Origin of the sequence: Citrobacter sp. Igbk 14, assembly GCF_028069825.1 — a bacterium.
Classification (GTDB): domain Bacteria; phylum Pseudomonadota; class Gammaproteobacteria; order Enterobacterales; family Enterobacteriaceae; genus Citrobacter.
Map to the genome: position 1 here is coordinate 37,385 of NZ_JANEWM010000015.1, position 23,655 is coordinate 61,039.

General features: G+C 52.7%; 17 protein-coding genes and 3 tRNA genes. 10 read left to right on the forward strand and 10 right to left on the reverse strand.

Features of this window, described 5'->3' with window-relative positions:
- The first annotated feature begins 378 nt into the window (after positions 1 to 378).
- The 4 genes from fucI to fucR all read left to right on the forward strand — a co-directional run bounded on the left by fucI (position 379) and on the right by fucR (position 4,899).
- The gene (fucI, locus tag NNN64_RS08130) at positions 379 to 2,154 is read left to right on the forward strand and encodes an L-fucose isomerase (RefSeq protein ID WP_061068497.1); all 1,776 of its coding nucleotides are present in this window, start codon (positions 379 to 381) and stop codon (positions 2,152 to 2,154) included.
- Positions 2,155 to 2,269: 115 nt separating this feature from the next.
- The gene (fucK, locus tag NNN64_RS08135; protein WP_271441055.1) at positions 2,270 to 3,688 is read left to right on the forward strand and encodes an L-fuculokinase; all 1,419 of its coding nucleotides are present in this window, start codon (positions 2,270 to 2,272) and stop codon (positions 3,686 to 3,688) included.
- A 1-nt stretch (position 3,689) separates the two neighbouring features.
- On the forward strand, positions 3,690 to 4,112 hold the full coding sequence (gene fucU, locus NNN64_RS08140; protein WP_271441056.1) for an L-fucose mutarotase: 423 nt from the start codon (positions 3,690 to 3,692) through the stop codon (positions 4,110 to 4,112).
- Positions 4,113 to 4,170: 58 nt separating this feature from the next.
- Entirely contained in the window at positions 4,171 to 4,899 is a 729-nt protein-coding gene (fucR, locus tag NNN64_RS08145) for an L-fucose operon activator (protein WP_271441057.1), read from the forward strand.
- Positions 4,900 to 4,930: 31 nt separating this feature from the next.
- Here the strand turns inward: fucR and rlmM are convergent, their stop codons facing one another.
- From rlmM to NNN64_RS08165, 4 genes are all read right to left on the reverse strand, one after another.
- A complete protein-coding gene (rlmM, locus tag NNN64_RS08150; RefSeq protein ID WP_271441058.1) occupies positions 4,931 to 6,031 on the reverse strand; it encodes a 23S rRNA (cytidine(2498)-2'-O)-methyltransferase RlmM in 1,101 nt (366 codons plus the stop codon).
- The gene (locus tag NNN64_RS08155; RefSeq protein ID WP_005130969.1) at positions 6,024 to 6,419 is read right to left on the reverse strand and encodes a DUF423 domain-containing protein; all 396 of its coding nucleotides are present in this window, start codon (positions 6,417 to 6,419) and stop codon (positions 6,024 to 6,026) included. Before NNN64_RS08155 ends, rlmM begins: the two co-directional genes overlap by 8 nt.
- An 18-nt stretch (positions 6,420 to 6,437) precedes the next feature.
- On the reverse strand, positions 6,438 to 7,355 hold the full coding sequence (gene gcvA, locus NNN64_RS08160; RefSeq protein ID WP_101741626.1) for a glycine cleavage system transcriptional regulator GcvA: 918 nt from the start codon (positions 7,353 to 7,355) through the stop codon (positions 6,438 to 6,440).
- Positions 7,356 to 7,717: 362 nt separating this feature from the next.
- Complete coding sequence (locus NNN64_RS08165) at positions 7,718 to 7,945, reverse strand: YgdI/YgdR family lipoprotein (RefSeq protein ID WP_202037874.1); 228 nt, start codon at positions 7,943 to 7,945, stop codon at positions 7,718 to 7,720.
- A gap of 192 nt (positions 7,946 to 8,137) precedes the next feature.
- Between NNN64_RS08165 and csdA the strand changes: the two genes are divergently transcribed.
- Both csdA and csdE read left to right on the forward strand, forming a co-directional pair.
- Positions 8,138 to 9,343 carry a cysteine desulfurase CsdA gene (csdA, locus tag NNN64_RS08170; protein ID WP_271441059.1) on the forward strand — a complete coding sequence of 402 codons (1,206 nt, stop codon included), beginning with the start codon at positions 8,138 to 8,140 and terminating at the stop codon, positions 9,341 to 9,343.
- Positions 9,343 to 9,786, forward strand: coding sequence for a cysteine desulfurase sulfur acceptor subunit CsdE (csdE, locus tag NNN64_RS08175; protein WP_271441060.1), 444 nt, complete (start codon positions 9,343 to 9,345; stop codon positions 9,784 to 9,786). Before csdA ends, csdE begins: the two co-directional genes overlap by 1 nt.
- A gap of 68 nt (positions 9,787 to 9,854) precedes the next feature.
- On the opposite strand, the gene tcdA is transcribed toward csdE, so the two are convergent.
- On the reverse strand, positions 9,855 to 10,661 hold the full coding sequence (gene tcdA / locus NNN64_RS08180) for a tRNA cyclic N6-threonylcarbamoyladenosine(37) synthase TcdA (RefSeq protein ID WP_271441061.1): 807 nt from the start codon (positions 10,659 to 10,661) through the stop codon (positions 9,855 to 9,857).
- 108 nt (positions 10,662 to 10,769) lie between these two features.
- Positions 10,770 to 11,867: a murein transglycosylase A gene (gene mltA / locus NNN64_RS08185; protein WP_271441062.1), complete on the reverse strand. Its 1,098-nt coding sequence runs from the start codon at positions 11,865 to 11,867 to the stop codon at positions 10,770 to 10,772.
- Positions 11,868 to 12,072: 205 nt separating this feature from the next.
- Here mltA and NNN64_RS08190 point away from each other — a divergent pair.
- From NNN64_RS08190 to NNN64_RS08200, 3 genes are all read left to right on the forward strand, one after another.
- A tRNA-Met gene (locus tag NNN64_RS08190) sits at positions 12,073 to 12,149 on the forward strand.
- 34 nt (positions 12,150 to 12,183) lie between these two features.
- Positions 12,184 to 12,260, forward strand: a tRNA-Met gene (locus tag NNN64_RS08195).
- 33 nt (positions 12,261 to 12,293) lie between these two features.
- Positions 12,294 to 12,370, forward strand: a tRNA-Met gene (locus NNN64_RS08200).
- A 75-nt stretch (positions 12,371 to 12,445) separates the two neighbouring features.
- Here the strand turns inward: NNN64_RS08200 and amiC are convergent.
- The gene (gene amiC, locus NNN64_RS08205; protein ID WP_137382705.1) at positions 12,446 to 13,699 is read right to left on the reverse strand and encodes an N-acetylmuramoyl-L-alanine amidase AmiC; all 1,254 of its coding nucleotides are present in this window, start codon (positions 13,697 to 13,699) and stop codon (positions 12,446 to 12,448) included.
- A gap of 234 nt (positions 13,700 to 13,933) precedes the next feature.
- Here amiC and argA point away from each other — a divergent pair, with 234 nt between their 5' ends.
- Positions 13,934 to 15,265 (forward strand): amino-acid N-acetyltransferase, encoded by a 1,332-nt coding sequence (argA, locus tag NNN64_RS08210; RefSeq protein WP_271441063.1) that lies wholly within the window; start codon positions 13,934 to 13,936, stop codon positions 15,263 to 15,265.
- Between the two features lie 85 nt (positions 15,266 to 15,350).
- Here the strand turns inward: argA and recD are convergent, their stop codons facing one another.
- From recD to ptrA, 3 genes are read right to left on the reverse strand one after another with little or no spacing between them, the layout of a single operon-like run.
- Positions 15,351 to 17,186 carry an exodeoxyribonuclease V subunit alpha gene (recD, locus tag NNN64_RS08215; protein ID WP_271441064.1) on the reverse strand — a complete coding sequence of 612 codons (1,836 nt, stop codon included), beginning with the start codon at positions 17,184 to 17,186 and terminating at the stop codon, positions 15,351 to 15,353.
- Entirely contained in the window at positions 17,183 to 20,728 is a 3,546-nt protein-coding gene (gene recB / locus NNN64_RS08220) for an exodeoxyribonuclease V subunit beta (RefSeq protein WP_271441065.1), read from the reverse strand. The genes recD and recB overlap by 4 nt, the downstream gene beginning before the upstream one ends.
- Complete coding sequence (gene ptrA / locus NNN64_RS08225; RefSeq protein ID WP_271441066.1) at positions 20,721 to 23,609, reverse strand: pitrilysin; 2,889 nt, start codon at positions 23,607 to 23,609, stop codon at positions 20,721 to 20,723. Before ptrA ends, recB begins: the two co-directional genes overlap by 8 nt.
- Positions 23,610 to 23,655: the final 46 nt, after the last annotated feature.

Below are 23,655 nucleotides of genomic sequence, written 5' to 3' on the forward strand. Positions count from 1 at the left end.
GAATGTGCCTACAAGATCATATGCGTTTTATCAACGATGCTAACTCGAGTTAGCGATTGCCTTTTAAAGCTATTTTAGCTGCCAAAAATAGCCAAATCATTTGGTCTAAAACTGTGACACTGAACAGACAATTTATTTTATCTTATTAATTTAAAAAGAATTTAATGAAAAAGTCTGTATTTGTTTATTTGACGCAGATCGAATTTTAACCACTTCTCGTGAGGTTTCTCACAGTTCCATAACAAAAAAGTTGTGCAAAAAACTCTCTAATACCTAAGCTAACTCGAGTTAGCAAAAATGGGTAATTCAGCCAACTGCGACAGTGGTGTCCAACATCCGCTTTTGCAGCACGGCATAAAGTGAGATGAGGAACCTCGAATGAAAAAAAATAGTTTACCGAAAATCGGTATTCGTCCGGTGATTGATGGGCGTCGTATGGGTGTACGCGAGTCGCTCGAAGAACAAACCATGAACATGGCAAAAGCCACTGCAGCACTGATTTCCGAGAAACTTCGTCATGCCTGCGGGGCACAGATCGAGTGCGTTATCGCAGACACCTGTATTGCCGGATTGGCTGAATCTGCCGCCTGTGAAGAAAAATTCAGTAGCCTGAACGTCGGCGTGACAATTACCGTCACGCCATGTTGGTGCTACGGCAGCGAAACTATCGATATGGACCCCATGCGCCCGAAAGCCATCTGGGGTTTCAACGGGACGGAGCGTCCGGGTGCCGTGTATCTGGCTGCAGCCCTGGCTGCACATAATCAAAAAGGGCTTCCCGCCTTCTCTATTTACGGTCATGACGTGCAGGATGCAGGTGATACCACTATCCCTGCCGATGTTGAAGAAAAACTGCTGCGTTTCACCCGGGCAGGTTTAGCCGTTGCCAGCATGAAAGGCAAAAGCTATCTGTCCGTCGGCGGCGTTTCAATGGGAATTGCAGGCTCTATTGTCGACCATAACTTCTTTGAATCCTGGCTGGGAATGAAGGTTCAACCTGTTGATATGACCGAATTACGTCGTCGTATTGACCAGAAAATCTATGACGAAGCGGAACTGGAAATTGCCCTGGCGTGGGCGGATAAACATTTCCGTTATGGCGAGGATCAGAACGCACAACAGTATAAGCGAAATGAAGAACAGAGCCGTGCAGTGCTGAAAGAGAGCCTGCTGATGGCAATGTGCATCCGCGACATGATGCAGGGTAACCAGAAACTGGCAGAGAAAGGCCGGGTTGAAGAGTCGATGGGGTACAACGCGATTGCCGCCGGCTTCCAGGGCCAGCGCCACTGGACGGATCAATATCCAAACGGTGACACCGCCGAAGCGTTGCTGAATAGCTCATTTGACTGGAATGGCGTGCGCGAACCGTATGTCGTCGCCACCGAGAACGACAGCCTGAACGGTGTCGCAATGTTGTTTGGCCACCAGCTCACCGGCACAGCGCAGGTCTTTGCTGATGTACGGACCTACTGGTCACCGGAAGCAGTAGAACGCGTCACAGGTAAACCGCTGACCGGTCTTGCTGAGCACGGCATTATTCACCTGATTAACTCCGGCTCTGCGGCACTGGATGGTTCCTGCAAACAGCGTGACAGCGAAGGCCAGCCCACCATGAAACCACATTGGGAGATCTCACAGCAGGAAGCTGATGATTGCCTGGCAGCGACCGAATGGTGTCCGGCGATCCACGAGTATTTCCGAGGCGGCGGCTACTCTTCCCGTTTTCTTACCGAAGGTGGCGTACCGTTCACCATGACCCGCATCAATATCATCAAAGGCCTGGGCCCGGTGCTACAAATTGCAGAAGGCTGGAGTGTGGAATTACCGAAGGAGGTGCATGCTCAGCTTGATGCTCGTACCAACTCTACCTGGCCAACAACCTGGTTTGCGCCGCGCTTAACCGGCAAAGGTCCGTTCAGCGATGTCTATTCCGTCATGGCTAACTGGGGTGCCAACCACGGAGTACTGACGATTGGTCACGTTGGTGCGGACTTTATTACGCTCGCCGCCATGCTGCGTATCCCAGTGTGTATGCACAACGTGGAAGAAGAGAAGATCTATCGCCCTTCCGCATGGGCAGCCCACGGCATGGACAGCGAAGGCCAGGATTATCGCGCCTGCCAAAACTACGGCCCGCTGTATAAGCGTTAAGCATCTGCGATTGCCGGACGGCGACGCTGACGCGTCTTATCAGGCCTACGGGTGAGCAGCCTGTAGGCCGGATAAAGCATTTATGCCGCCATCCGGCAACTTCTCGGGGAAGATTATGAAGAATGACGTTATTTTGGTCCTCGACTGTGGCGCGACCAACGTGCGGGCAATCGCCGTTGACCGCCAGGGAAAAATTATCGCCCGCGCCTCAACCCCGAACGCCAGTGATACCGCCGTCGAGAACGCTGGTTGGCATCAGTGGTCCCTCGACGCCATTGTGCAGCGCTTTGCCGATTGCTGCCAACAACTCACCGCGGAACTGACCGCCTGTAACATTCGAGGGATAACGGTCACCACATTTGGCGTTGATGGCGCGCTGGTTGATGCGTATGGCAAACTGCTTTATCCGGTTATCAGTTGGAAATGTCCACGTACCGCCGCCGTCATGGCTTCTATCAGCCAACGGATATCACCTCAGAAATTACAGGATATATCAGGCGTTGGCGCGTTCAGTTTCAACACGCTGTACAAGCTGGTATGGCTTAAAGAGAATCACCCACAATTGCTGGAACAGGCACACGCCTGGCTATTTATTTCATCACTGCTCAACCATCGCCTCACCGGTGAGTTCACCACAGATATCACCATGGCCGGTACCAGCCAGATGCTGGATATTCATCAGCGCGATTTCAGTGCTGATATTTTGCAGGCTACCGGGATACCACGCCGACTGTTTCCACGTTTAGTTGAAGCGGGAGAGCAGATCGGAACGTTGAAAAATGACGCGGCAAAGCAACTTGGGCTCACAGCGGGGATTCCGGTTATCTCTGCCGGGCACGACACGCAGTTTGCGCTCTTTGGCGCAGGCGCACAGCCAGATGAACCCGTGCTCTCTTCCGGTACATGGGAAATACTGATGGTACGCAGCGCACAGGTGAATACGGCCTTACTCAGCGACTATGTGGGTTCTACCTGTGAACTGGACAGTCGGTCGGGACTCTATAACCCCGGTATGCAGTGGCTGGCATCCGGCGTGCTTGAGTGGGTACGTAAGTTGCTGTGGACACCCGACACCCCCTGGCAAACGCTCATTGATGAAGCGCAGGCCGTCCCGGCGGGCGCTGAAGGTATAACCATGCACTGCGACCTGCTTGCCAGTCCACGTGCAGGCTGGCAGGGCGTCACACTCAACAGTACCCGCGGACACTTTTACCGCGCTGCGCTGGAAGGATTGACGGCCCAGTTGCAGCACAATCTACACACACTAGAAACCATCGGTCATTTCAACGCGACAGAGCTACTTCTGGTTGGTGGAGGAAGTCGTAATGCACTATGGAATCAGATAAAAGCGAACGTTCTGGGTATTCCCATCAAAGTGCTGGATGATGCCGAAACGACGGTTGCCGGTGCTGCGATGTTTGCCTGGTCCGGTATCGGCGAATTTGCCTCTCCGGAGCAGGCTCGTGCGCAGGTGGACTATCAATATCGTTACTTCTACCCACAAACAGAACCCGTATTCACAGGAGTCGAGTGACATGCTCAAAACGATTTCCCCCTTAATTTCCCCTGACCTGTTAAAGGTACTGGCTGAAATGGGTCACGGTGATGAGATTATCTTTTCCGACGCCCACTTTCCGGCCCACAGTATGGGCCCGCAGGTTATCCGGGCCGATGGCCTGCAGGTCAGCGACCTGTTGCGGGCAATTATTCCGCTGTTTGAACTGGACAGTTACGCCCCACCACTGGTGATGATGGCCGCCGTCGAAGGAGACTCCCTCGACCCCGACGTAGAAGCGCGATATCGGCAGGCATTGTCATTACAAACACCTTGCCCGGACATCACGCGCATTGACCGTTATGCATTTTATGAACGCGCACAAAAAGTATTCGCAATCGTTATTACAGGGGAGCGGGCAAAGTACGGAAATATCCTGTTAAAAAAAGGGGTAACGCCATAATCTCTTACCTGAATGCCCGGCAGGTACGGGCATTCATCGCATGATGGGGGGAGAAAACATGAAAGCAGCACGCCTGCAAGCGATCCTGGATCTGTTGAGCAACCATAAAAGTCTGACGACTGAAACTTTATCCTCACAGCTTAATGTCAGTAAAGAAACTATCCGTCGCGATCTTACACAACTGCAGGCACAGGGTAAGGTACTGCGTAATCACGGGCGCGCCAAAGTGATACATCGGGTAAACCAGGACTGCGGCGAGCCGTTTCATATCAGACTGAAAAGCCATTATTCTCACAAAGCAGATATCGCCAGAGACGCGTTAACGTGGATAGAGGAAGGCATGGTGATCGCGCTGGATGCCAGTTCTACTTGCTGGTACCTGGCTCGTCTGTTGCCAGACATTAACATTCACGTATTTACGAATAGCCAACCGATTTGCCTCGAATTGGGAAAACGTGAAAATATTCAGTTGATCAGTTCCGGTGGTCGACTTGAGCGTAAATACGGTTGCTACGTTAATCCATCGCTCATCTCGCAGCTAAAGTCGCTTGATATCGACCTGTTTATCTTTTCCTGCGAGGGGATCGACCGCGGCGGTACACTCTGGGATTCAAATGCGATTAACGCCGATTTTAAATCCATCCTGCTTAAGCGTGCGGCGCAGTCATTATTATTGATTGATAAGAGTAAATTTAATCGCTCGGGTGAGGCGCAGATTGGGCATCTGGCAAATGTGACGCATATTATTTCAGATACAGAAATGATTGAAACAATCCAGGCCGGATGAGGCGTTCACGCCGCCATCCGGCAAATAAGTATTATCGTTCGTCGCGGCGACCACCGACGGCAGCCCACAGACGACGCACGTGCACGGTGACTTCTTCACGGTCGTGATAAAGCTGACGCGCCTGAATCTGCGCATTCACGCCATGCTCATCGAGCTGTGCCTGAATATAAGCCAGGTTTTGCGACACTTCCTCGTAGCGCTTTTTCATCGGCAGCTTAAGGTTAAAAATCGTCTCGCGGCACCAGCCGTTCACCAGCCATTGCGCCATCAGCGCTGCAACTTTGGCCGGTTTCTCCACCATATCGCAGACCATCCACGAGATGTTGTTACGATTCGGGCGATACTTAAATCCATCTTCCCGCAACCAGGTGACCTGCCCGGTATCCATCAGGCTTTGCGCCATCGGACCATTATCCACCGAGTACACCCACATATTGCGTTTAACCAGTTGGTAGGTCCAACCGCCAGGACATGCGCCTAAATCAACGGCATACATTCCATTGGCCAGACGCTCATCCCACTCATCGGCAGGAATAAACACATGCAGCGCCTCTTCCAGCTTCAGCGTTGAACGGCTCGGCGCATCAGCCGGGAATTTCAGTCGCGGAATGCCCATATAGAACGGCGAGTTATTATCAGGCCAGGAGTAGCCCGTGTAGCAACAGCCAGGTGCAATAAAGAAAACGTGCACTACCGGACGTTTTGGCGTTTCATACTTTGCCAGCACACCCGCTTCACGCAGCGCGGCGCGCAGCGGTACGGTAAATTTGCGGCAAAATTTCACCAGCTCTTTGCTTTCATTCGTGTCGGCAACTTCGACACGCAAATCGCCGCCTTTCTCCACCACGCCCTGCAGCATACCGACGATCGGTGTGATGCGATCTTCCGGCGGCAAATATTGCAGTAGCTCGCCAACAACAAACATTTGGCGAGCAAAAATCAGCGAGCTAAACGGCAACTCTTTAACGAGCTTTTCCGCATCTTCCTGCTGATAGCATTCAAAGATGACATAACCCGCATTTTCTTTGACGCGGGCGAAACCAAAGATTTCGCGACGCCCTGCTTTATCCGTAATTTCTGCGGCGCACTCTTTTTCAAAACCCGGGCGACACAACAATACAACCTTATTCATGGCTTACGCCCTTACGTTTCAATCGAATAGCGCCCACTAACATCAGTGCCCAGCCTACAAGGAAGCTAAAACCACCGACAGGGGTAACAAACGCCCACAGGCGTAAATGAGAAAGCGCGAGGCAATACAGACTGCCGCTAAACAGCACGGTCCCTAATGCCAGAAACACGCTACTCCAGTAAAACCAAATGCTAATACGTCGCTGCATGGCGACGGCCAGACCAAAAATAGCCAGCGTATGAAATGCCTGATACTCAAGGCCAGTCTGGATCCACCCCATTTCAACAACACCGAGGGTTTTACTCAGAACATGTGCCCCAAAGGCTCCCAGAGCTACAAAGATAAAGCCACTGATGGCGGCAAAAATCAGCATAAAACGGCTGGTCATGTTAATACCCTACGTAAATTATTGTTCATAACGAAAGCGGAATTTTTCTTGTTCCGTGGCCGCTTTCGCCAGTATCCACTGACGGAAGGCGGCTATTTTACCCAGTTCTGCCTGACTGTCATGACAAACCAGATAAAATGCGTTTTTGCTGACCAGAACATCATTAAAAGGACAAACCAGACGTCCGGCTTCAATTTCGGACTGCGCCATAACGTTATTGGCCAACGCAACGCCCTGTCCATGGATAGCGGCCTGTAGCACCATGGCGCTATGGCTGAAGATAGGTCCCTGCTGTACGTTGATATGATTCAGCCCGAGCTGGCGTGTATAAGCTTGCCAGTCACGTCGTGATGCATCGTGCAATAACGTATGTTTTGCCAGATCATCCGGCGTCTTCAGTGGCTTATCACCGGTAAGTAGCAGCGGCGAGCAGACCGGCAATAAATATTCTGCGTACAATTTTTCAACGCGCAGGCCCGGCCAGTTGCCTCGTCCGTAGAAAATAGCCACATCGACATCGTCGGCCAGTTTATCTTCCTGACGGTCCACGGCCTGGATCCTGACATCGATTCCCGGATAAGCTGAGTTAAAGCTAGAGAGTCTGGGCACCAGCCATTGAATCGCAAAACTGGGCAATAAACTGACGGTAAGCGCGCCTTTTGCACTGCGTGCCTGAAGTTTACGCGTCGCATCGGTTAATTGCGAAAAAATCTCTTTGATGTCGAGGAAATAGCTTTGACCTTCTTCTGTTAACAGCAGAGATCGATTGCGCCGACGAAACAGCTTCAGCCCCAAAAAATCCTCAAGTGACTTGATTTGGTGACTTACTGCGGCCTGCGTCACAAAAAGTTCTTCTGCTGCGCGCGTAAAGCTTAAATGGCGCGCGGCAGCATCAAAAACACGTAACGCATTTAAGGGTGGTAATCGTTTTGACATGACTTTTAGGCTTTGATGTTAAATGAATTTAACAATTACCTAACAGGCTGTAACCTATTAGTTTTTTTAATCTGAGCCATTATAAATTGTCCGTTGAGGTTCTACCAGCAAATACCTATAGTGGCGGCACTTCCTGAAGCCGGAACGAAAAGTTTTATCGGAATGCGTGTTCTGGTGGGCTTTTGGCTTACGGTTGTGATGTTGTGTTGTTGTGTTTGCAATTGGTCTGCGATTCAGACCATGGTAGCAAAGCTACCCTTTTTCACTTCCTGTACATTTACCCTGTCTGTCCATAGTGATTAATGTAGCACCGCCAAATTGCGGTGCTTTTTTTTGTCCGTGTGTCTGCCAATGACGACCGGCTATTTCTCCAGTTCGACCATCTCTTTCACATCGGTACGGTTAATCTGCTGTTTGTTGCCGTTAGCGTCTTTATACGAAATCATTCCTGTCTCATTATCGGTCTTTGGCTTACCGTCAGACACGATTGTCCGGCCATCGTTGGTGTGCATCACGTAATTCGGACCGGAACAGGCGCTCAGGGCAAAAGTCAGCATACAGGCAGAGATTATGGCGGCAGTCTTTTTCATATTCTTCTCCTCACAGCAATTTATGCCAGATAAAGCGAATTCCATAACAGGCAAAATTATTCGCCTAACACTATTTAGCATAAGACACTGCACAGACTTCGCCGGGATATCCAGAGGATTCCGATGGTTAGCGCAACCCTTGTGTCTGCGCCCTTTTTGCGCCACGATCGGTTTACTGAACTGAGGAATACCATGAACGCTTTTAACCCCACGCAGTTTCGCGCACAATTTCCCGCACTCAACGATGCAGGTGTCTATCTCGACAGCGCCGCGACGGCATTGAAGCCGCAGGCAGTGATTGAGGCCACCCATCAGTTTTATAGTCTGAGCGGCGGGAACGTCCATCGCAGCCAGTTTGCTGAAGCCCAGCGTCTGACCGCGCGCTATGAGGCCGCGCGGGAAAAAGTCGCGCGTCTCATCAATGCTCCCGATGACAAGACGGTGGTCTGGACCCGCGGTACGACGGAGGCTATCAACATGGTTGCCCAAAGTTACGCGCGTCCGCGCTTACAACCGGGCGACGAGATTATCGTAAGCGTAGCAGAGCATCATGCCAACCTGGTTCCCTGGCTGATGGTGGCGGAGCAAACGGGGGCTAAAGTCATCAAGCTTCCGCTCAATGCCCATTTGCTGCCTGACACTGAATGTCTGGCGGACCTCATCACCTCCCGCAGTCGCATTCTGGCTCTCGGTCAGATGTCGAACGTCACCGGTGGCTGCCCTGACTTAGTCCGCGCGATTACGCTTGCTCATGCAGCAGGCATGGTGGTGATGGTGGATGGCGCTCAGGGCGTTGTACATTTCCCGGCTGACGTCCAGCAGTTAGATATTGATTTCTATGCTTTTTCTGGTCACAAATTATATGGTCCGACGGGTATTGGTGCATTATATGGTAAGCCAGAACTGTTGGAAGCCATGTCACCGTGGCTCGGCGGCGGTAAAATGATTAGCGAAGTCAGCTTTGACGGTTTCACCACACAAGCGGCACCGTGGAAGCTTGAGGCAGGCACGCCGAACGTTGCGGGCGTCATTGGATTAAGTGCGGCGCTTGAATGGCTCGCGGATATTGATATCGTGCAAGCCGAAAACTGGAGCCGCAGTCTGGCAACGCTGGCAGAAGATGCGCTGGCGAAACGGCCGGGATTTCGCTCCTTCCGTTGCCAGGACTCAAGCCTGTTAGCCTTTGATTTTATAGGTGTGCACCACAGCGATATGGTGACGCTGCTGGCTGAGTATGGCATTGCGCTGCGCGCCGGACAGCACTGTGCGCAACCGTTACTGGCCGAGTTGGGGGTATCCGGGACGCTGCGCGCCTCATTTGCACCTTATAATACCCGAAGCGATGTTGATGCGTTGGTCACTGCCGTTGACCGCGCACTGGAAATATTGGTGGACTAATGACAAGCCCTCTGTTCGCCGGACACCCGTTTGGCACAATCGTAACGGAAGAGACGTTACGGAATACTTTTATCCCGCTCACTCAGTGGGAAGATAAATATCGTCAACTTATTCTACTGGGTAAGCAACTTCCGGCCCTTTCGGATGATTTGAAGGCGCAGGCAAAAGAGATTGCCGGATGTGAAAACCGCGTTTGGCTGGGATACAGTCTGCATGAGAATGGCACACTTCACTTCTTCGGTGATAGCGAAGGCCGAATTGTGCGCGGCCTGCTGGCGGTACTACTCACGGCTATCGAAGGTAAAACTACTGCGGAGTTACAGGCTCGTTCGCCGATGGCGTTATTTGATGAGTTGGGCTTAAGCGCACAACTGAGCGCGTCACGTAGCCAGGGGCTGAATGCGCTCGTTGAGGCAGCTCAGGATGCCGGATGGCAACGTTGATGCGTCTTATCTGGCCGACAACGCCGCACAAAGCGTAGGTCGGATAAGCGCAGCGCCATCCGACACAATCAGGGCTGGCGCGCCGCCTTCGCCATCATCTTCTTCAGCGCGTGGGACACGGCCACAAAACCAAAAGTCGCCGTCACCATGGTGGCAGCGCCAAACCCGGATGCACAATCCATCCGCTTCGGCCCTTCCGCCGTGGCCTTCATTGCACACACAGACCCATCGGCCTGCGGGTAAACTAACGCCTCCGTCGAAAACACACAATCCACGCCCAACTTGCCTTTGCTGTTTTTCACCACCCCAAAATCACTTTTCAGCCGCTCACGTAGCTTCGCCGCCAGTGGGTCCTGGATGGTTTTTGCCAAATCAACCACCTGAATCTGCGTGGGATCAATCTGTCCCCCCGCGCCTCCGGTGGTCACCAGCGGAACTTTATTACGTCGGCAATATGCGATCAGTGCCGCTTTTGGGCGCACACTATCAATTGCATCAATAACATACGAGAATCCTGCGCTCATATATTCGGCAACGTTATCCGGCGTGACAAAATCATCAACCACGGTCACCCGGCACTCCGGGTTAATCTGACGTATACGTTCGGCCATCACCTCGGCTTTCGCCAGGCCGACGTTATCACGCAAAGCATGGATTTGACGGTTAGTATTAGTGACGCACACATCATCCATATCGATGAGTGTAATAGCGCCAATACCGGTACGCGCCAGCGCTTCCGCCGCCCACGACCCCACGCCGCCAATTCCAACGACACAAACGTGCGATTGGGCAAACAGCTGCAGCGCATTTTCGCCATACAGACGTGCCGTACCGCCAAAACGCTGGCGCCAGGTATCACTGATAACTACAGACATAAAACCTCAAATTCATTAATACCGAGCAGTATGACTGCCGGATGGCGCTTCGCTTATCCGGCCTACATTATTGAGCAGGCCTGATAAAGCGCAGCCGTCATCAGGAAATTAACCGCTAAATACGTTACCCGCGTTGTCCGCTGTTTTCAGCACCCACACGCGTCCGTAGTGATTATACCACCCTGCACGGTGTCCGGCGTCTGCACCAATACCCTGGTAGATGTCGAAGTGCTGCCCTTTGATCGCCCCACCGACATCTAACGCGACCATCAGACGTAATTCATACTGACCGGTGAATTTCCCGTTATTGTCCAGTAGCGGAACTTCCGCCAGTAACGTCGTACCTGCAGGGATAATACTGCGGTCAGACGCAACAGATGCACGACCAATCAACGGTACAGCACTGGCCCCTTTGACCGGTGCAAAAGATTGCGGCTTAAAGAAAACGAATGATGGGTTCTGCTCCAGCAGCTCACGCACTTCGGCTTCACTGTGCGTCTCACCCCAATGGCGAATGGCCTGCATCGACATATCTTCTTTCTTCACTTCACCGCGATCGATCAGCACCTTACCGATACTGCGATAAGCGTGGCCATTTTTCCCGGAATAGCTAAAGAAGTTAAGCGGGCTACCATCACCAAAATCAATGTATCCGCTGCCCTGAACATCCATGATGAAGTTATCCATCAGAGAGTTGCTGTACGCCAGAATGTAATTGTCGCTGAGCGCGCCTGCATAGATCTCGGCACGAGAGGGTAAGCGCCCACGTTTTGGCGGCATGCGATAGATAGGATACTGAAACTCGCCCTGGCGCGTATGCCGCGCCTGGATAACCGGCGTGTAGTAACCGGTAAACTGGACGTTACCATAATTGTCCGCCCCTTCCATTTGCCAGGCATCAATACCAAACTGGCGCATACTGCGCGTATCACCGCCCGCACGTAGCCACTGCTGGATAGCGTTGTAGACGTTGCTCTGGTTACCGTACAAACGCGGGGAAGCGCTGCGAATTTGATTAACCTGCTCGGCGAAATCGCCGGCGTTAATTGGCGCGCCAACCGCATCAGGTTGGTTCACCAGTGAGAAAGGCTGGGTAAATTTCCCGTCTTTATACTGCTGCCCACGATCGGTGGGTTTTGAGGAACACGCGGCGAGCATCGCGACTACAGCTCCCGCCAGAAGATATTTTGCCCAACGTCCTTTCATTGTTCTCGTCTTATGTTGCCTGAATGCGAGACGAAGATAACAAACCCCCGAAGCTAATGAAATGCGTATACATACCCCAACGCAAATTTTGAGCAAAAAATAATCCAGAATGCGTTGTTTTTGTTCATTTTCAGCCTAAAAACGTGATCAAGGTGAAAAAAGGGTTGCATGAAAATGCGAGCAGAGTATAGTGCGCATCCACGGACGCGGGGTGGAGCAGCCTGGTAGCTCGTCGGGCTCATAACCCGAAGGTCGTCAGTTCAAATCTGGCCCCCGCAACCAATTAAAATTTGATGAAGTACAAGCAGTACGGTGACGCGGGGTGGAGCAGCCTGGTAGCTCGTCGGGCTCATAACCCGAAGGTCGTCGGTTCAAATCCGGCCCCCGCAACCAATCAAATTTGATAAAATATAAGCAGTACGGTGACGCGGGGTGGAGCAGCCTGGTAGCTCGTCGGGCTCATAACCCGAAGGTCGTCGGTTCAAATCCGGCCCCCGCAACCAACACATTAAACACCTTAACGGGTGTTTTTTTGTATCTGTCGCCCATAAAAAAAAGCGCTTCTCAGCGCTTTTTTGTTATCCCCTTCTCGCCAGCGTCGCCCCATCAGCAAAGTAAGCTTTAATCCCGGCCAGAATCGACTCTGCCACTTCCTGCTGGAAGGTCGCCGTTTTGAGCTTGCGTTCTTCTTCAACGTTACTGATGAATGCAGTTTCTACGAGAATGGACGGAATATCCGGCGCTTTCAACACGGCAAACCCGGCCTGTTCAACCTGATTTTTATGCAGATTATTAATCTTACCGAGTTTATTCAGCACCGCTTTTCCGAACTTCAGGCTGTCGGCAATAGTCAGCGATTGCACCATATCAAACATGGTGTGGTCGACGTAGCGATCACCGCTTTTGCTGACGCCACCAATTAAATCCGAGGCGTTCTGGGTTTGTGCCAGATATTTTGCCGCTGTACTGGTCGCGCCTTTGGTTGAGAGTGCAAACACCGACGAACCACTGGGTTGGCGACTGGTAAACGCATCTGCATGAATAGAAACAAACAGGTCAGCACGCTGTTTCTGGGCTTTCGCCACGCGCACTTTTAACGGAATGAAGATATCTTCATTACGCGTCATATAGACCTTCATGTTGCCTTCTTTCTCTATAAGTGCTCGCAGGCGACGGGCTATCTGCAGTACCACATCTTTTTCACGTGTCTTGTATTTCCCCACGGCACCGGAGTCTTCTCCACCGTGGCCAGGGTCAAGCATAATAACAATCGGACGATCGCGTCCCGCTTTACCCGGCTGTGGGCCGCTTTGCGCAGGTGGCACCTGTTTATCCAGATCGCCTTTGTTGTAATCTTCAAGCAATGCCAGCAGCGGATCCTGGACATCCTGAGCATTGGCAGGATAGAGATCCATCACCAAACGTTCTTTGAAGCCTGCAACTGGCGCTAATGCAAAGAGTTGAGGTTTCACATTTTGTTTCAGTTCAAACACCATACGCACGGTCTGCGGGTCAAACTGCCCGACGCGTGCGGATTTAATGTAGGGATCGTCTGGGCGGATCTGCGTCCCAATGCCCTTCAGCACCGAGTTCAAATTAACGCCTTCAATATCTACAACCACACGCTCAGGATTACTCAGGGCAAACTGTTTGTATTTCAGCAGACGGTTGGATTCCACCGTAACGCGGGTATAACTGGACGCGGGCCAGATACGTACGGCAACGACCTGACTCACGGCAGCCAAACCGACCTGGCTGACGCTTAAAAGCCACATAGCACCCGCACCTTGCAGTAAACGGCGGCGACTGATTGCTGAGTTGGATCCCGACATGCTTCTCCCGAGCAAAAGAAATCTATATTGAGGTAATACGTAAAACGTCCGAATTGACCGGAAACTTTAGCGAATGACGCATAATCTGTCATCAATAAAAGGGTAAACATTGTTTTTATATTCACGGTATTACTGAAGAAAATCTTCGGCTGGGGTAAAAATTACGCTTGCACACAGGGCAGAAACAGAATAAAAATACATTAATTACGAATAATCATGCAATGAGGATGTGCCGTGGTGAAGGAACGTAGAACCGAACTGGTACAGGGATTCCGCCATTCTGTTCCCTATATCAATACCCATCGGGGAAAAACGTTTGTCATTATGCTGGGCGGCGAAGCCATCGAGCATGAAAACTTTTCCAGTATCGTCAATGACATTGGTCTCCTTCATAGCCTCGGCATTCGCCTTGTCGTAGTCTATGGCGCACGGCCGCAGATTGATGCCAATCTGGCCGCGCATCACCATGAACCGGTGTATCACAAAAATACGCGCGTTACCGACGCCAAAACCCTGGAGCTGGTCAAGCAGGCTGCGGGTTTGCTTCAACTTGATATTACCGCCCGCCTGTCGATGAGTCTGAACAATACGCCTTTGCAGGGCGCACACATCAATGTGGTCAGCGGTAATTTTATTATCTCGCAACCGTTGGGTGTGGATGACGGTGTTGATTACTGCCATAGCGGACGTATTCGTCGAATTGATGAAGAAGCAATTCACCGTCAACTGGACAGCGGTGCTATTGTTCTGCTGGGCCCGGTCGCCGTTTCCGTGACCGGCGAGAGCTTTAACTTGACGTCCGAAGAGGTCGCCACCCAGTTGGCGATCAAACTGAAAGCAGAGAAAATGATCGGTTTTTGCTCCTCTCAAGGGGTGACTAACGATAATGGCGATATTGTTTCCGAACTCTTTCCCAACGAAGCGCAAGCGCGTGTTGAGTCACAGGAAGAGAAAGGTGATTACAGCTCCGGTACGGTGCGTTTCCTGCGCGGTGCCGTTAAAGCCTGTCGTAGCGGCGTGCGCCGTTGTCACCTGATTAGCTATCAGGAAGATGGCGCGTTGTTACAAGAATTGTTCTCCCGCGATGGGATCGGTACGCAAATCGTGATGGAAAGCGCCGAGCAGATCCGTCGCGCCACCATTAACGATATTGGCGGCATTCTGGAATTGATTCGTCCTTTGGAACAGCAAGGTATTCTGGTGCGTCGCTCCCGTGAACAACTGGAAATGGAGATCGATAAGTTCACCATAATTCAGCGCGATAATCTGACCATTGCCTGTGCAGCCCTGTACCCTTTTCCGGAGGAGAAGATTGGCGAAATGGCGTGCGTAGCAGTGCATCCGGACTACCGTAGCTCATCACGCGGCGAAGTTTTGCTGGAGCGGATTGCAGTGCAGGCCAGACAAATGGGGCTCAGCAAGTTGTTCGTGCTGACAACACGCAGCATTCACTGGTTCCAGGAGCGTGGCTTCACGCCGGTCGATATCGAGCTGCTGCCGGAAAGCAAAAAAGAGATGTACAACTATCAGCGGCGGTCAAAAGTATTGATGGCGGATCTGGGATAGTAGTCATTGCCGGATGCGGCATAAATGCCTTATCCGGCCTACCTCGCTGGCACCGTAGGCCTGATAAGAAGCGTTAGCGTCGCCATCAGGCACACTGCAGGCCGTCATTAAATAATGCTGACAATCCGCTACGTCGTTCAGTGCGCGTGGCAATGGCGCTACTCAAAATCCGCTCATCGGCATACAGCGACAAGCTGCGGCGGGCACGGGTCACTGCGGTATACACCAACTCTCGGGTAACAACTGGCGAATGCTGGCTGGGCAAAATCAACGCCGCATGGTCGAACTCAGAACCCTGTGATTTGTGTACTGTCATCGCCCAGGCCGTTTCATGCTCCGGCAAACGGCCAGGCAGCACCGACTTGATAGAGCCATCCGGTAATGCAAACCACACGCGTAAACCATCACCACGATCGAGCGCGATGCCGATATCACCGTTAAACAGCCCCAGCGAACTGTCATTACGCGCAATCATTATCGGTCGCCCTTCATACCAGCGAGAGTGTGCAAATCGGTAAATTTTACGTTTTTGCACCATCGCCTGCTCAATGCGCTCATTCAATCCGCCAACGCCAAATGGACCTTCGCGCAGTGCACACAGCAACTGATAATCATTGAAGGCCTGAATAATGGTGTCCGGCGCAGCCCCTTCACGCAGTAAATCCAGGTAGCGACCATACCCCGCCAGGGCTTCATCCAGCATCGCGGTGTAGTCTTCGCTGCTATTAAGCGTACGCTTTTCGATATCACCGAATCCCTGTTGGAAAACGGTTTTAACCGCGGCCTTGTCACCCCGATTAATGGCCGCAGCCAGTTGACCGATGCCAGAATCACTGCCAAAACGGTAACTCTTTTGCAGCAAGCATAAACTGTCACGCAAAGACGCGGCCTGAGTTCCGGTTCCCGCTGGAATGGGACTACCGGTCAGCCGACTGAGTTGTTTGGCACGTTCCGGGGTAAATCCGTCATTCACAAATGCACAAATGTCTCCCAGCACGGCCCCCGCCTCGACAGAAGCAAGCTGGTCACGATCGCCAAGAAAAATCACCCGTCCGTGCGGCGGTAGTGCATCGATAAGGCGCGACATCATGGGCAAATCAATCATGGAAGCCTCATCCACCACCAGCACGTCCAGATGCAGCGGATTACCCGCATGATGGCGCAGACGCTGGCTGCCTGGCTGTGCACCTAACAACCGGTGCAGCGTGCTGGCATCATCAGGAATACGTTTCTTTTGCTCATCGGTCAGCGGTAACTCACGCAGTGCCGCCCCCAGCGATGCCGTCAGACGTGCTGCCGCTTTTCCCGTCGGTGCTGCCAGACGGATGCGACAACGCTCCCCCTCCGCCATCTGTATCAATGCTGCCAGCAGTCTGGCTACCGTTGTCGTTTTACCGGTGCCAGGTCCCCCGGAGATCACCGATATACGGCGGGTCAGCGCCACAGCAGCCGCCACTTTTTGCCAGTTCACGCCTTCCGATGGCGGGAAGAGCGCTTCCAGCGTGCAGATCAACCGAGGCTCATCCACCTCAATGGCCTGGTTTACCTCACTGAAAAAACGGGCCACCGCGCGTTCGTTATTCCACATACGGTTCAAATACAGGCGATTGTCATATAACACCAGCGGCGTTGGCTGTTCGCCGTGACTTACCGCAGCGGAGGCCAGCAGGCATTCCGACCAATCTTCCGGTTCACCGGCCTCGCACAGCCAAGCGCTCAACAGTGGATGGGCATCTTCGCGTAAAGATAGTCGGGAAAGCGGTAAGCAAACGTGCCCCTCGCCCGCGTCACGGCTGAGCAGAGCCGCCGCCAGCGTAACGGCAGGGTTGTCGTTTCCGGCAACCGCCAGCGCAAACTGTGCATCCAGAGGACGGAGCTGTTTTTGCTCTACGGCCTCCAGCAATCGTTTCTGGATTGTCATTGCATCTCCTCCAGAGCCGCACCGGCAAACATCTCGTCCATCAACGCGATCAATTCCCCATTGGGTCGGGTGGCGAAAATTCCCTGCTGCGGATCGTCGCCGTCAACGCCACGCAGGAAAAGATAGATAACGCCGCCAAAATGGCGTTCATAGTCATAATCAGCGATGCGATGGCGCAGATAACGGTGCAGCGCCAGGGTATACAACTGATACTGCAGATCGTAGCGGTGCGCCTGCATGGCTGAGGCCATTGCCTGCTGGGTATACGCAGAACTGTCTTCACCCAGCCAGTTTGACTTGTAGTCGAGCAGGTAATACCGCCCCTGGTGGCGGAACACCAGGTCAATAAACCCTTTCAGCATGCCGCGTACCTGCATAAAGTCCAGCGGCGGGCAGCCAGCCGAAAGAGGATCGTATTTACGGAGCACTGCATCGAGCTGGTCGGCCACCAGCGGTTGTGAAATCGGCAGGTAAAACTCCATCTCCACCTGTTTTTCACGCGCAGAAAGATCGCTCAAACTCACACCGGTTTCATTGAGCGGCGCATGCAAAATAGTATCCAGCCACTGCGTCAGAACGGGCTCCCAGTGCGCGTCATATCCGCCAAGCGCAAGCTTTTCTTGTACCCACATTGGCTCAACCGGCTGGGTGAAATCCAGATCTTCAAACAAGCTATGCAAAAATGTCCCCGGTGACGCGCCGCGAGGAAACTGGTGTGGCGTAAGGCCCGATTCCTCAATGGTTTCACCAACACCTGCCGCGTCGATATCCAGGCGTGGGATCAGATCCTGTGCAATACCATGCCCACGCTGTTGCAGACCGGAATAGCTGGTAACACGCCAACTGTCACCAGGCGTTCGTTGCAGCATTTTTGCATTCAACGTAGAACTGGCAGGCTGTACAACCTGCCAGCGCTCTCCATCCGGTTCATTCGGCGTCAGGCAGGCGATATCCTCACCGCACAGCGCCTCAATAGCGCTACGCAAACCTGCGGCATCCATTGGTTCACCCCGTTGCAACAGGCGACCAAGAGCACTTTGATGCACATCGGTATCACCTTTCTTATCGCTCCGACGGCGTACCAACGGTGCCACGCCAAGACTACAGTGCCAGACCGAGCGGGTGAGCGCGACGTAAAGCAAGCGCAAGTCTTCTGCCAGACGTTCAGCCTCTGCCAGTTCAACGCTTTCATCCGCTTCGCTGAGATCCAGCACGGCTTCAAACGAACTGCGATCGTGATAGAACGCCTGATCCTGGACGCGAAAATTCGTGATAAACGGCAGCCAGACGAGTGGATATTCCAGCCCTTTCGATTTATGGATAGTGACGATTTTGACCAGATGCTTATCACTTTCCAGCCTGAGCTGCTGGCTGGACGCATTGCTATCGGGCTCCAGAATATGTTGCGATAACCAGCGTACCAGCGCATGCTCGCTTTCCAGTTGCGCCCCCGCCTCCTGCAACAGCTCGCTGATATGCAAAATGTCGGTCAGACGGCGTTCGCCCCCTGCCGTTGCCAACAGGTTTTCCGCAATATGGCGAGCGGACATCAGCGCGCGCAGCATGGGCATCACGCCGCGTCGATTCCAGATCTGTCGGTAGCTATCAAATTCCTCAACAACCGCATCCCAGGCTTTTTCGTCAGTATTCAGCGCTTCAATATCCTGCGCATTCAATCCCATCATTGAGGTTGCCAACGCACTACGCAGCGTATTTTCACGCTCCGGCGTCATCACTGCCTGCAGAACCCACAGCAGTTCCTGGGCTTCCAGCGTATCAAAGACGCTGTCACGGTTAGAAAGATACACCGATGGGATGGCCAGTTGCGTCAACGCATCGCGTACCAGCGCCGCCTCCTGACGGCTGCGCACCAGTACGCTGATATCAGACGCGCGTACCGGCCTGGACGTTTTACCGCTGACCAGCAACGCTTCGCCAGAGTGCCCGGCTTTAAGCCAATCGCGAATTTGTGTCGCACACACCTGGGCCATAAAGTTCTGATAATCACCCACACCGCAACTGTCCCCTTCCATCAGCCACATACTCATCGCCGGCTGCGTTTCCCCTTCCAGCACAAACCGTAGCGACTGATTTTTCTCTGCTGACCTCACCGGGCTAAAAGGGATTTCGCGGAACATAAAGGCGTCGTCCATCTGACTGAAAAGCGTATTCACGCTATTGACCATGCCAGGGGCCGAACGCCAGTTGGTATCAAGCGTATAGTGCGCGCTGACTTCGCTACGCGCCTTCATGTAGGTAAAAATATCCGCGCCACGAAAGGCGTAAATAGCCTGTTTCGGATCGCCTATCAGCAACAATGCTGTATCCGGTTGATGCTGCCAGATACGGCGGAAAATACGGTATTGCTGCGGGTCGGTATCCTGGAATTCATCAATCATCGCCACCGGGAAACGGGTACGAATGGCCGCCGCCAGCGCATCGCCGCTTTCGCTACGCAGCGCCGCGTCCAGGCGGCTGAGCATATCGTCAAAACCCAGCTCACCGCGTCGGCGTTTTTCCTGGGAGACCGCCTCGCGGATTTCCGACAATGCCCGGGTGATCACCAGATCGCGGATTGTCAGCGGTTCACTCAGCAGTTCATCAATTGCGACAAACAGCGGATGTTGAGGGGTTACACCACCAGTTTTGGTGCGGTCTTCCAGAAAACGCTGAGAGAATTTCTCCAGTGCGTCAGGAAGCTGGTAGCTTCGGGTTTCTTCCTGTGCCCAGGCGCTGATCTTTTCGATCCACTTTCCCTGATTACCACGATTAAATTTACGTCTGTCGATCCCGGATGCTTCCAGTAAACCGTCCAGTTCAGCAACGGAATCTCGCCATTGCTGCTTAATCTGGTCGATACGCGTCAGAATTTTTTCGTGCCGGGCTGCCAGCGTTTCATCGGCTGGCGGTGGCGCTTTAATCACCGGGGATTCACCCTGCAGGTAGCGATCGATATCCCTCAGCAGCGCCTGTGGACCTTTCCACGTTTCAAAAACAACCTGTGCAATGTCGCGAGACAGCGGGTAACAATGTCGACGCCAGAAGTCTGCGCAGGCCTGATAGCGCAGCAGCGACTCATCCTCAATCAACTGCTGTTCAAACAACATGCCTGACTCAAAGGCATTCAGACTAAGCATGCGCTGACAAAAGCCGTGGATGGTAAACACCGCGGCTTCATCCATCTGCCTTTCAGCCAATAACAACCACTGTGCGGCCTGCTTTTTATCGGCGATTTCTTCCAACAAACGAGCGTAGAGCGGGTTATCCGTGGTTTCACGCAGGCAGGCGATGCGTAGTTCATGAATGTTGCTACGAATTCGACCACGCAGCTCTTCTGTAGCGGCTTCAGTGAAAGTAACCACAAGCAGCTCTTCGACAGTCAGAGGACGAGGAAAGGCGGCAGAGCCGCCCAGTCCAAGCAGTAAACGTAAATACAGGGCGGCGATGGTAAAGGTCTTACCGGTGCCTGCGGAGGCTTCAATCAGACGCTCGCCCGTCAGGGGCAAGCGTAGGGGATCAAGGGGCTCAGCGGCATCATTCATTCTTTTCACTCATCAGGGGTAAGGTTTGCTGCAACGCGCTGACGGTCTGCCACACTTTCCAGCCTTCCGGGTGCACATATTCTGCTTTCCCATTCTGGCTACCGGAAACCTGTGACAGTATCGCCATGCCTTGCGGCTCAACCACCGCCTGATGGAAGAAGTCGGCAAGCTTTTGCGGCGTCAGCAGTTTAATCTGAGCCACGATTTTATCACGTGAATCGAAGCGCATATTGCCGCGATCGAAATCTTTGCTTAACTGAGAGGCTTCGGCCCCCAAAGTTTGCGGAGCCTGCAGCATTTGCGCGATGATCGCCTGCTGAATTTGTGCAAACTCATCAGCGTTCATCGCCCGCAGCTTCGCTTCCGCCGTCGGGAAAAATGCCTTATAGCGTTCCCAGAGATAGGACGGTCGCTTGTCACTGCTTTGCAACAGGAAGCCCATTCCCCACTGGCGGCCAACGCTCATTGGGAAAGCAAAGACGGCATAACCTAATTGCTCTTCAGTACGCAGTTGATTGTAGAACCACGGTTGAACAATCTGTCCTAACATCGCGCTGTAAGCCGAGCTGGTGTACTCGTCATATCCGGTGGGTACAAACACCGCCGCCAGCGCTGAATCCGTACTACTGCCCGCTTTTTCAAAGATGACTGACTGCTTCTTGTCTACCACAACATCTTTGTTTCGGCACCACTGTGAGCCATTCGCACCAAGCTGCTTCTGGATATCCCGAGCCATGGTTTTTGCCTGAGTTTCACTCATATTGCCGATCACCAGGAATTCGGGACGCGCACCGGCTTTTAAGGTGTCACGGTAGGCTATCACTTCTTTCAACGTAATAGATGGCAACAGCTCACGCCGTTCATCACGTGAAAAGTACGGTACCTGGGACAGCATCTGAACCGGCATGATCGCCTGATCGTAGGCTTTGCCTTTCTCCGCAGAGTCCATCATCTGGGCATACCAGGATTTCGCCTGTTCCAGCTGTTCATCTGTTGAGGTGTAACTGAAATAACCGCTCAGCAGCGCCTGAAAAAGCTGTGGCAAACGCTGAGTATAGCCATTGGCATTGAGCATCAGCCCGTTATTAGCGTTAGTAGAAAAACCAATACCACCCACTGCGGCCTGGTTACTTAACTGGTCGAGTGCAATACCCGCCAGATAATCGTTCAGGGCGAATAAGACCTGGTTTCTGGCACTGTCCATCGCTTTCGGGTTACGCAGTATCACACTGACATCAACCTTTGGCTCGCTGGCAAAATATTGACTCGGGGCATACACCACGCGTAAATCAGGTTCATCAACGATCAGCTCCGGATGAGCATATTTTTTATCCGTCTTAATCAGCGTGAAATCATCCGGAATATACGGGTTCAGCTCTGGCAACGACAGAGCAATGCCCTTCGCTTTTTGCTGCCAGTCGACGAATGTTTTCTCGCTGATTTTATCTACCTGATAAGGCGCGTTGACAAAATAAGCGGTTTTATTGTGTGGCTCTTTCTCACTGATATACCAGATACGCGCATTCTGCGGCGTCATCATCGCTAGCCGTTGCTCAACGGCTTTGCCATCGTACCGGTCGGCAATATTCACTGCATCGAGCGTATGCTCGACAGGCACGCGGATCATGGTATCGGCCAACCATTCCACATAGTCCATATCACGGGTGATAGAGGGGTAACGGAAGTCGAGATCCAGCACGTGCGCCAGCTCATCAAAATAGCGTTTATCGACACCTTTTTCACGTAACAAATTGATATAACTAAATATTGCGGCGACAACCTCATCTCGATTTGCCAGCCCTTTGTCGGTTAACGTCGCGGAAATCGCTAACACACCGCTGTTGCCATTAACGACAGGATCGGAGTCCGCACGAATGCCCTCAACTAATCCCCGCTTTTGCAACCAGTCAGACAACGTTCCCGGGCTGCGATTACCAATCAGGTAGGTCACCAGCTCATCGGTTTTGCTGCGGAACTGTGCGCTGTTGTTATCGATACGAAACTCAACGCGCAGCACTTTACGCGGCATCGCGGGAACATAGTGGATGATGACGCCCTTTTGCGCGTCGGTGACAACCGGGACGGTTATTTCCGGTTTTTCGATATTTCTGTTTGGCACGCGTCCAAAGGTGTCAGCAGCTATCTTCGCCAACTCTGGCAACGGTTTATTGCTGTAAATCACCGCCTTCATCAGGTTAGCGGAGTAGTACTTTTCATGGAATGTCAGTAACGCTTTCAACACCGGGTTACCCGGCTTATCGCTCAACGTTTCCAGATTTCCGCCGGAGAAGCGCGAACCAGGGTGCGCCGGGTTGATCGTCTCCGCACTCACCTGTGCCATACGCATACCGTCTCGGGTACGCGCCAGCGTCAGCTCAGAATTAACGGCATTTCGCTCGCGATCGGCATATTTTTTATCCAGCAACGGATCGGCAATCGCATCCGCCAGACGATCTACCGCCCCGACCAGCGCGTCATTTTCGACTTCAAGATAGAAAGCGGTGCGGTAAGGCGCAGTGCTGGCATTATGGCTGCCGCCGTGCATTTTCAGGAACTCGGCCAGGCTGTCCGGCTGCGGGTATTTTTTCGACCCCATCAGACACATGTGTTCAAGGTAATGTGCCAGCCCCTGATGATCGTCCGGATCTTCCAGCGAGCCGACAGGCACCACCAGTGCAGAGAGGGATTTCACGGCCTGAGGATCGGATACCAGCAACACGACCATGCCATTATCAAGGCGCACGGCCTGATACTGGCGGGTATCTTTATCGCTTTTACGGATGGTTTCAGCTAAAGGCTGCCAACCGGTATCTGCCTGACTTACGGGCGCCCAAAAGGCGACGAACAACAGTAATGCGCTGAACCAGGTGCTGCGGGGCATTCACAAACCTCATCATTAACGTATTCACCTGTTCACTGCAAACAAC

Bases quoted from the DNA above. Each gene is read 5' to 3' on its own strand.
- fucI (WP_061068497.1), top strand. From the start codon at position 379: ATGAAAAAAAATAGTTTACCGAAAATCGGTATTCGTCCGGTGATTGAT.
- fucK (WP_271441055.1), top strand. From the start codon at position 2,270: ATGAAGAATGACGTTATTTTGGTCCTCGACTGTGGCGCGACCAACGTG.
- fucU (WP_271441056.1), top strand. From the start codon at position 3,690: ATGCTCAAAACGATTTCCCCCTTAATTTCCCCTGACCTGTTAAAGGTA.
- fucR (WP_271441057.1), top strand. From the start codon at position 4,171: ATGAAAGCAGCACGCCTGCAAGCGATCCTGGATCTGTTGAGCAACCAT.
- rlmM (WP_271441058.1), bottom strand. From the start codon at position 6,031: ATGAATAAGGTTGTATTGTTGTGTCGCCCGGGTTTTGAAAAAGAGTGC.
- NNN64_RS08155 (WP_005130969.1), bottom strand. From the start codon at position 6,419: ATGACCAGCCGTTTTATGCTGATTTTTGCCGCCATCAGTGGCTTTATC.
- gcvA (WP_101741626.1), bottom strand. From the start codon at position 7,355: ATGTCAAAACGATTACCACCCTTAAATGCGTTACGTGTTTTTGATGCT.
- NNN64_RS08165 (WP_202037874.1), bottom strand. From the start codon at position 7,945: ATGAAAAAGACTGCCGCCATAATCTCTGCCTGTATGCTGACTTTTGCC.
- csdA (WP_271441059.1), top strand. From the start codon at position 8,138: ATGAACGCTTTTAACCCCACGCAGTTTCGCGCACAATTTCCCGCACTC.
- csdE (WP_271441060.1), top strand. From the start codon at position 9,343: ATGACAAGCCCTCTGTTCGCCGGACACCCGTTTGGCACAATCGTAACG.
- tcdA (WP_271441061.1), bottom strand. From the start codon at position 10,661: ATGTCTGTAGTTATCAGTGATACCTGGCGCCAGCGTTTTGGCGGTACG.
- mltA (WP_271441062.1), bottom strand. From the start codon at position 11,867: ATGAAAGGACGTTGGGCAAAATATCTTCTGGCGGGAGCTGTAGTCGCG.
- amiC (WP_137382705.1), bottom strand. From the start codon at position 13,699: ATGTCGGGATCCAACTCAGCAATCAGTCGCCGCCGTTTACTGCAAGGT.
- recD (WP_271441064.1), bottom strand. From the start codon at position 17,186: ATGACAATCCAGAAACGATTGCTGGAGGCCGTAGAGCAAAAACAGCTC.
- recB (WP_271441065.1), bottom strand. From the start codon at position 20,728: ATGAATGATGCCGCTGAGCCCCTTGATCCCCTACGCTTGCCCCTGACG.
- ptrA (WP_271441066.1), bottom strand. From the start codon at position 23,609: ATGCCCCGCAGCACCTGGTTCAGCGCATTACTGTTGTTCGTCGCCTTT.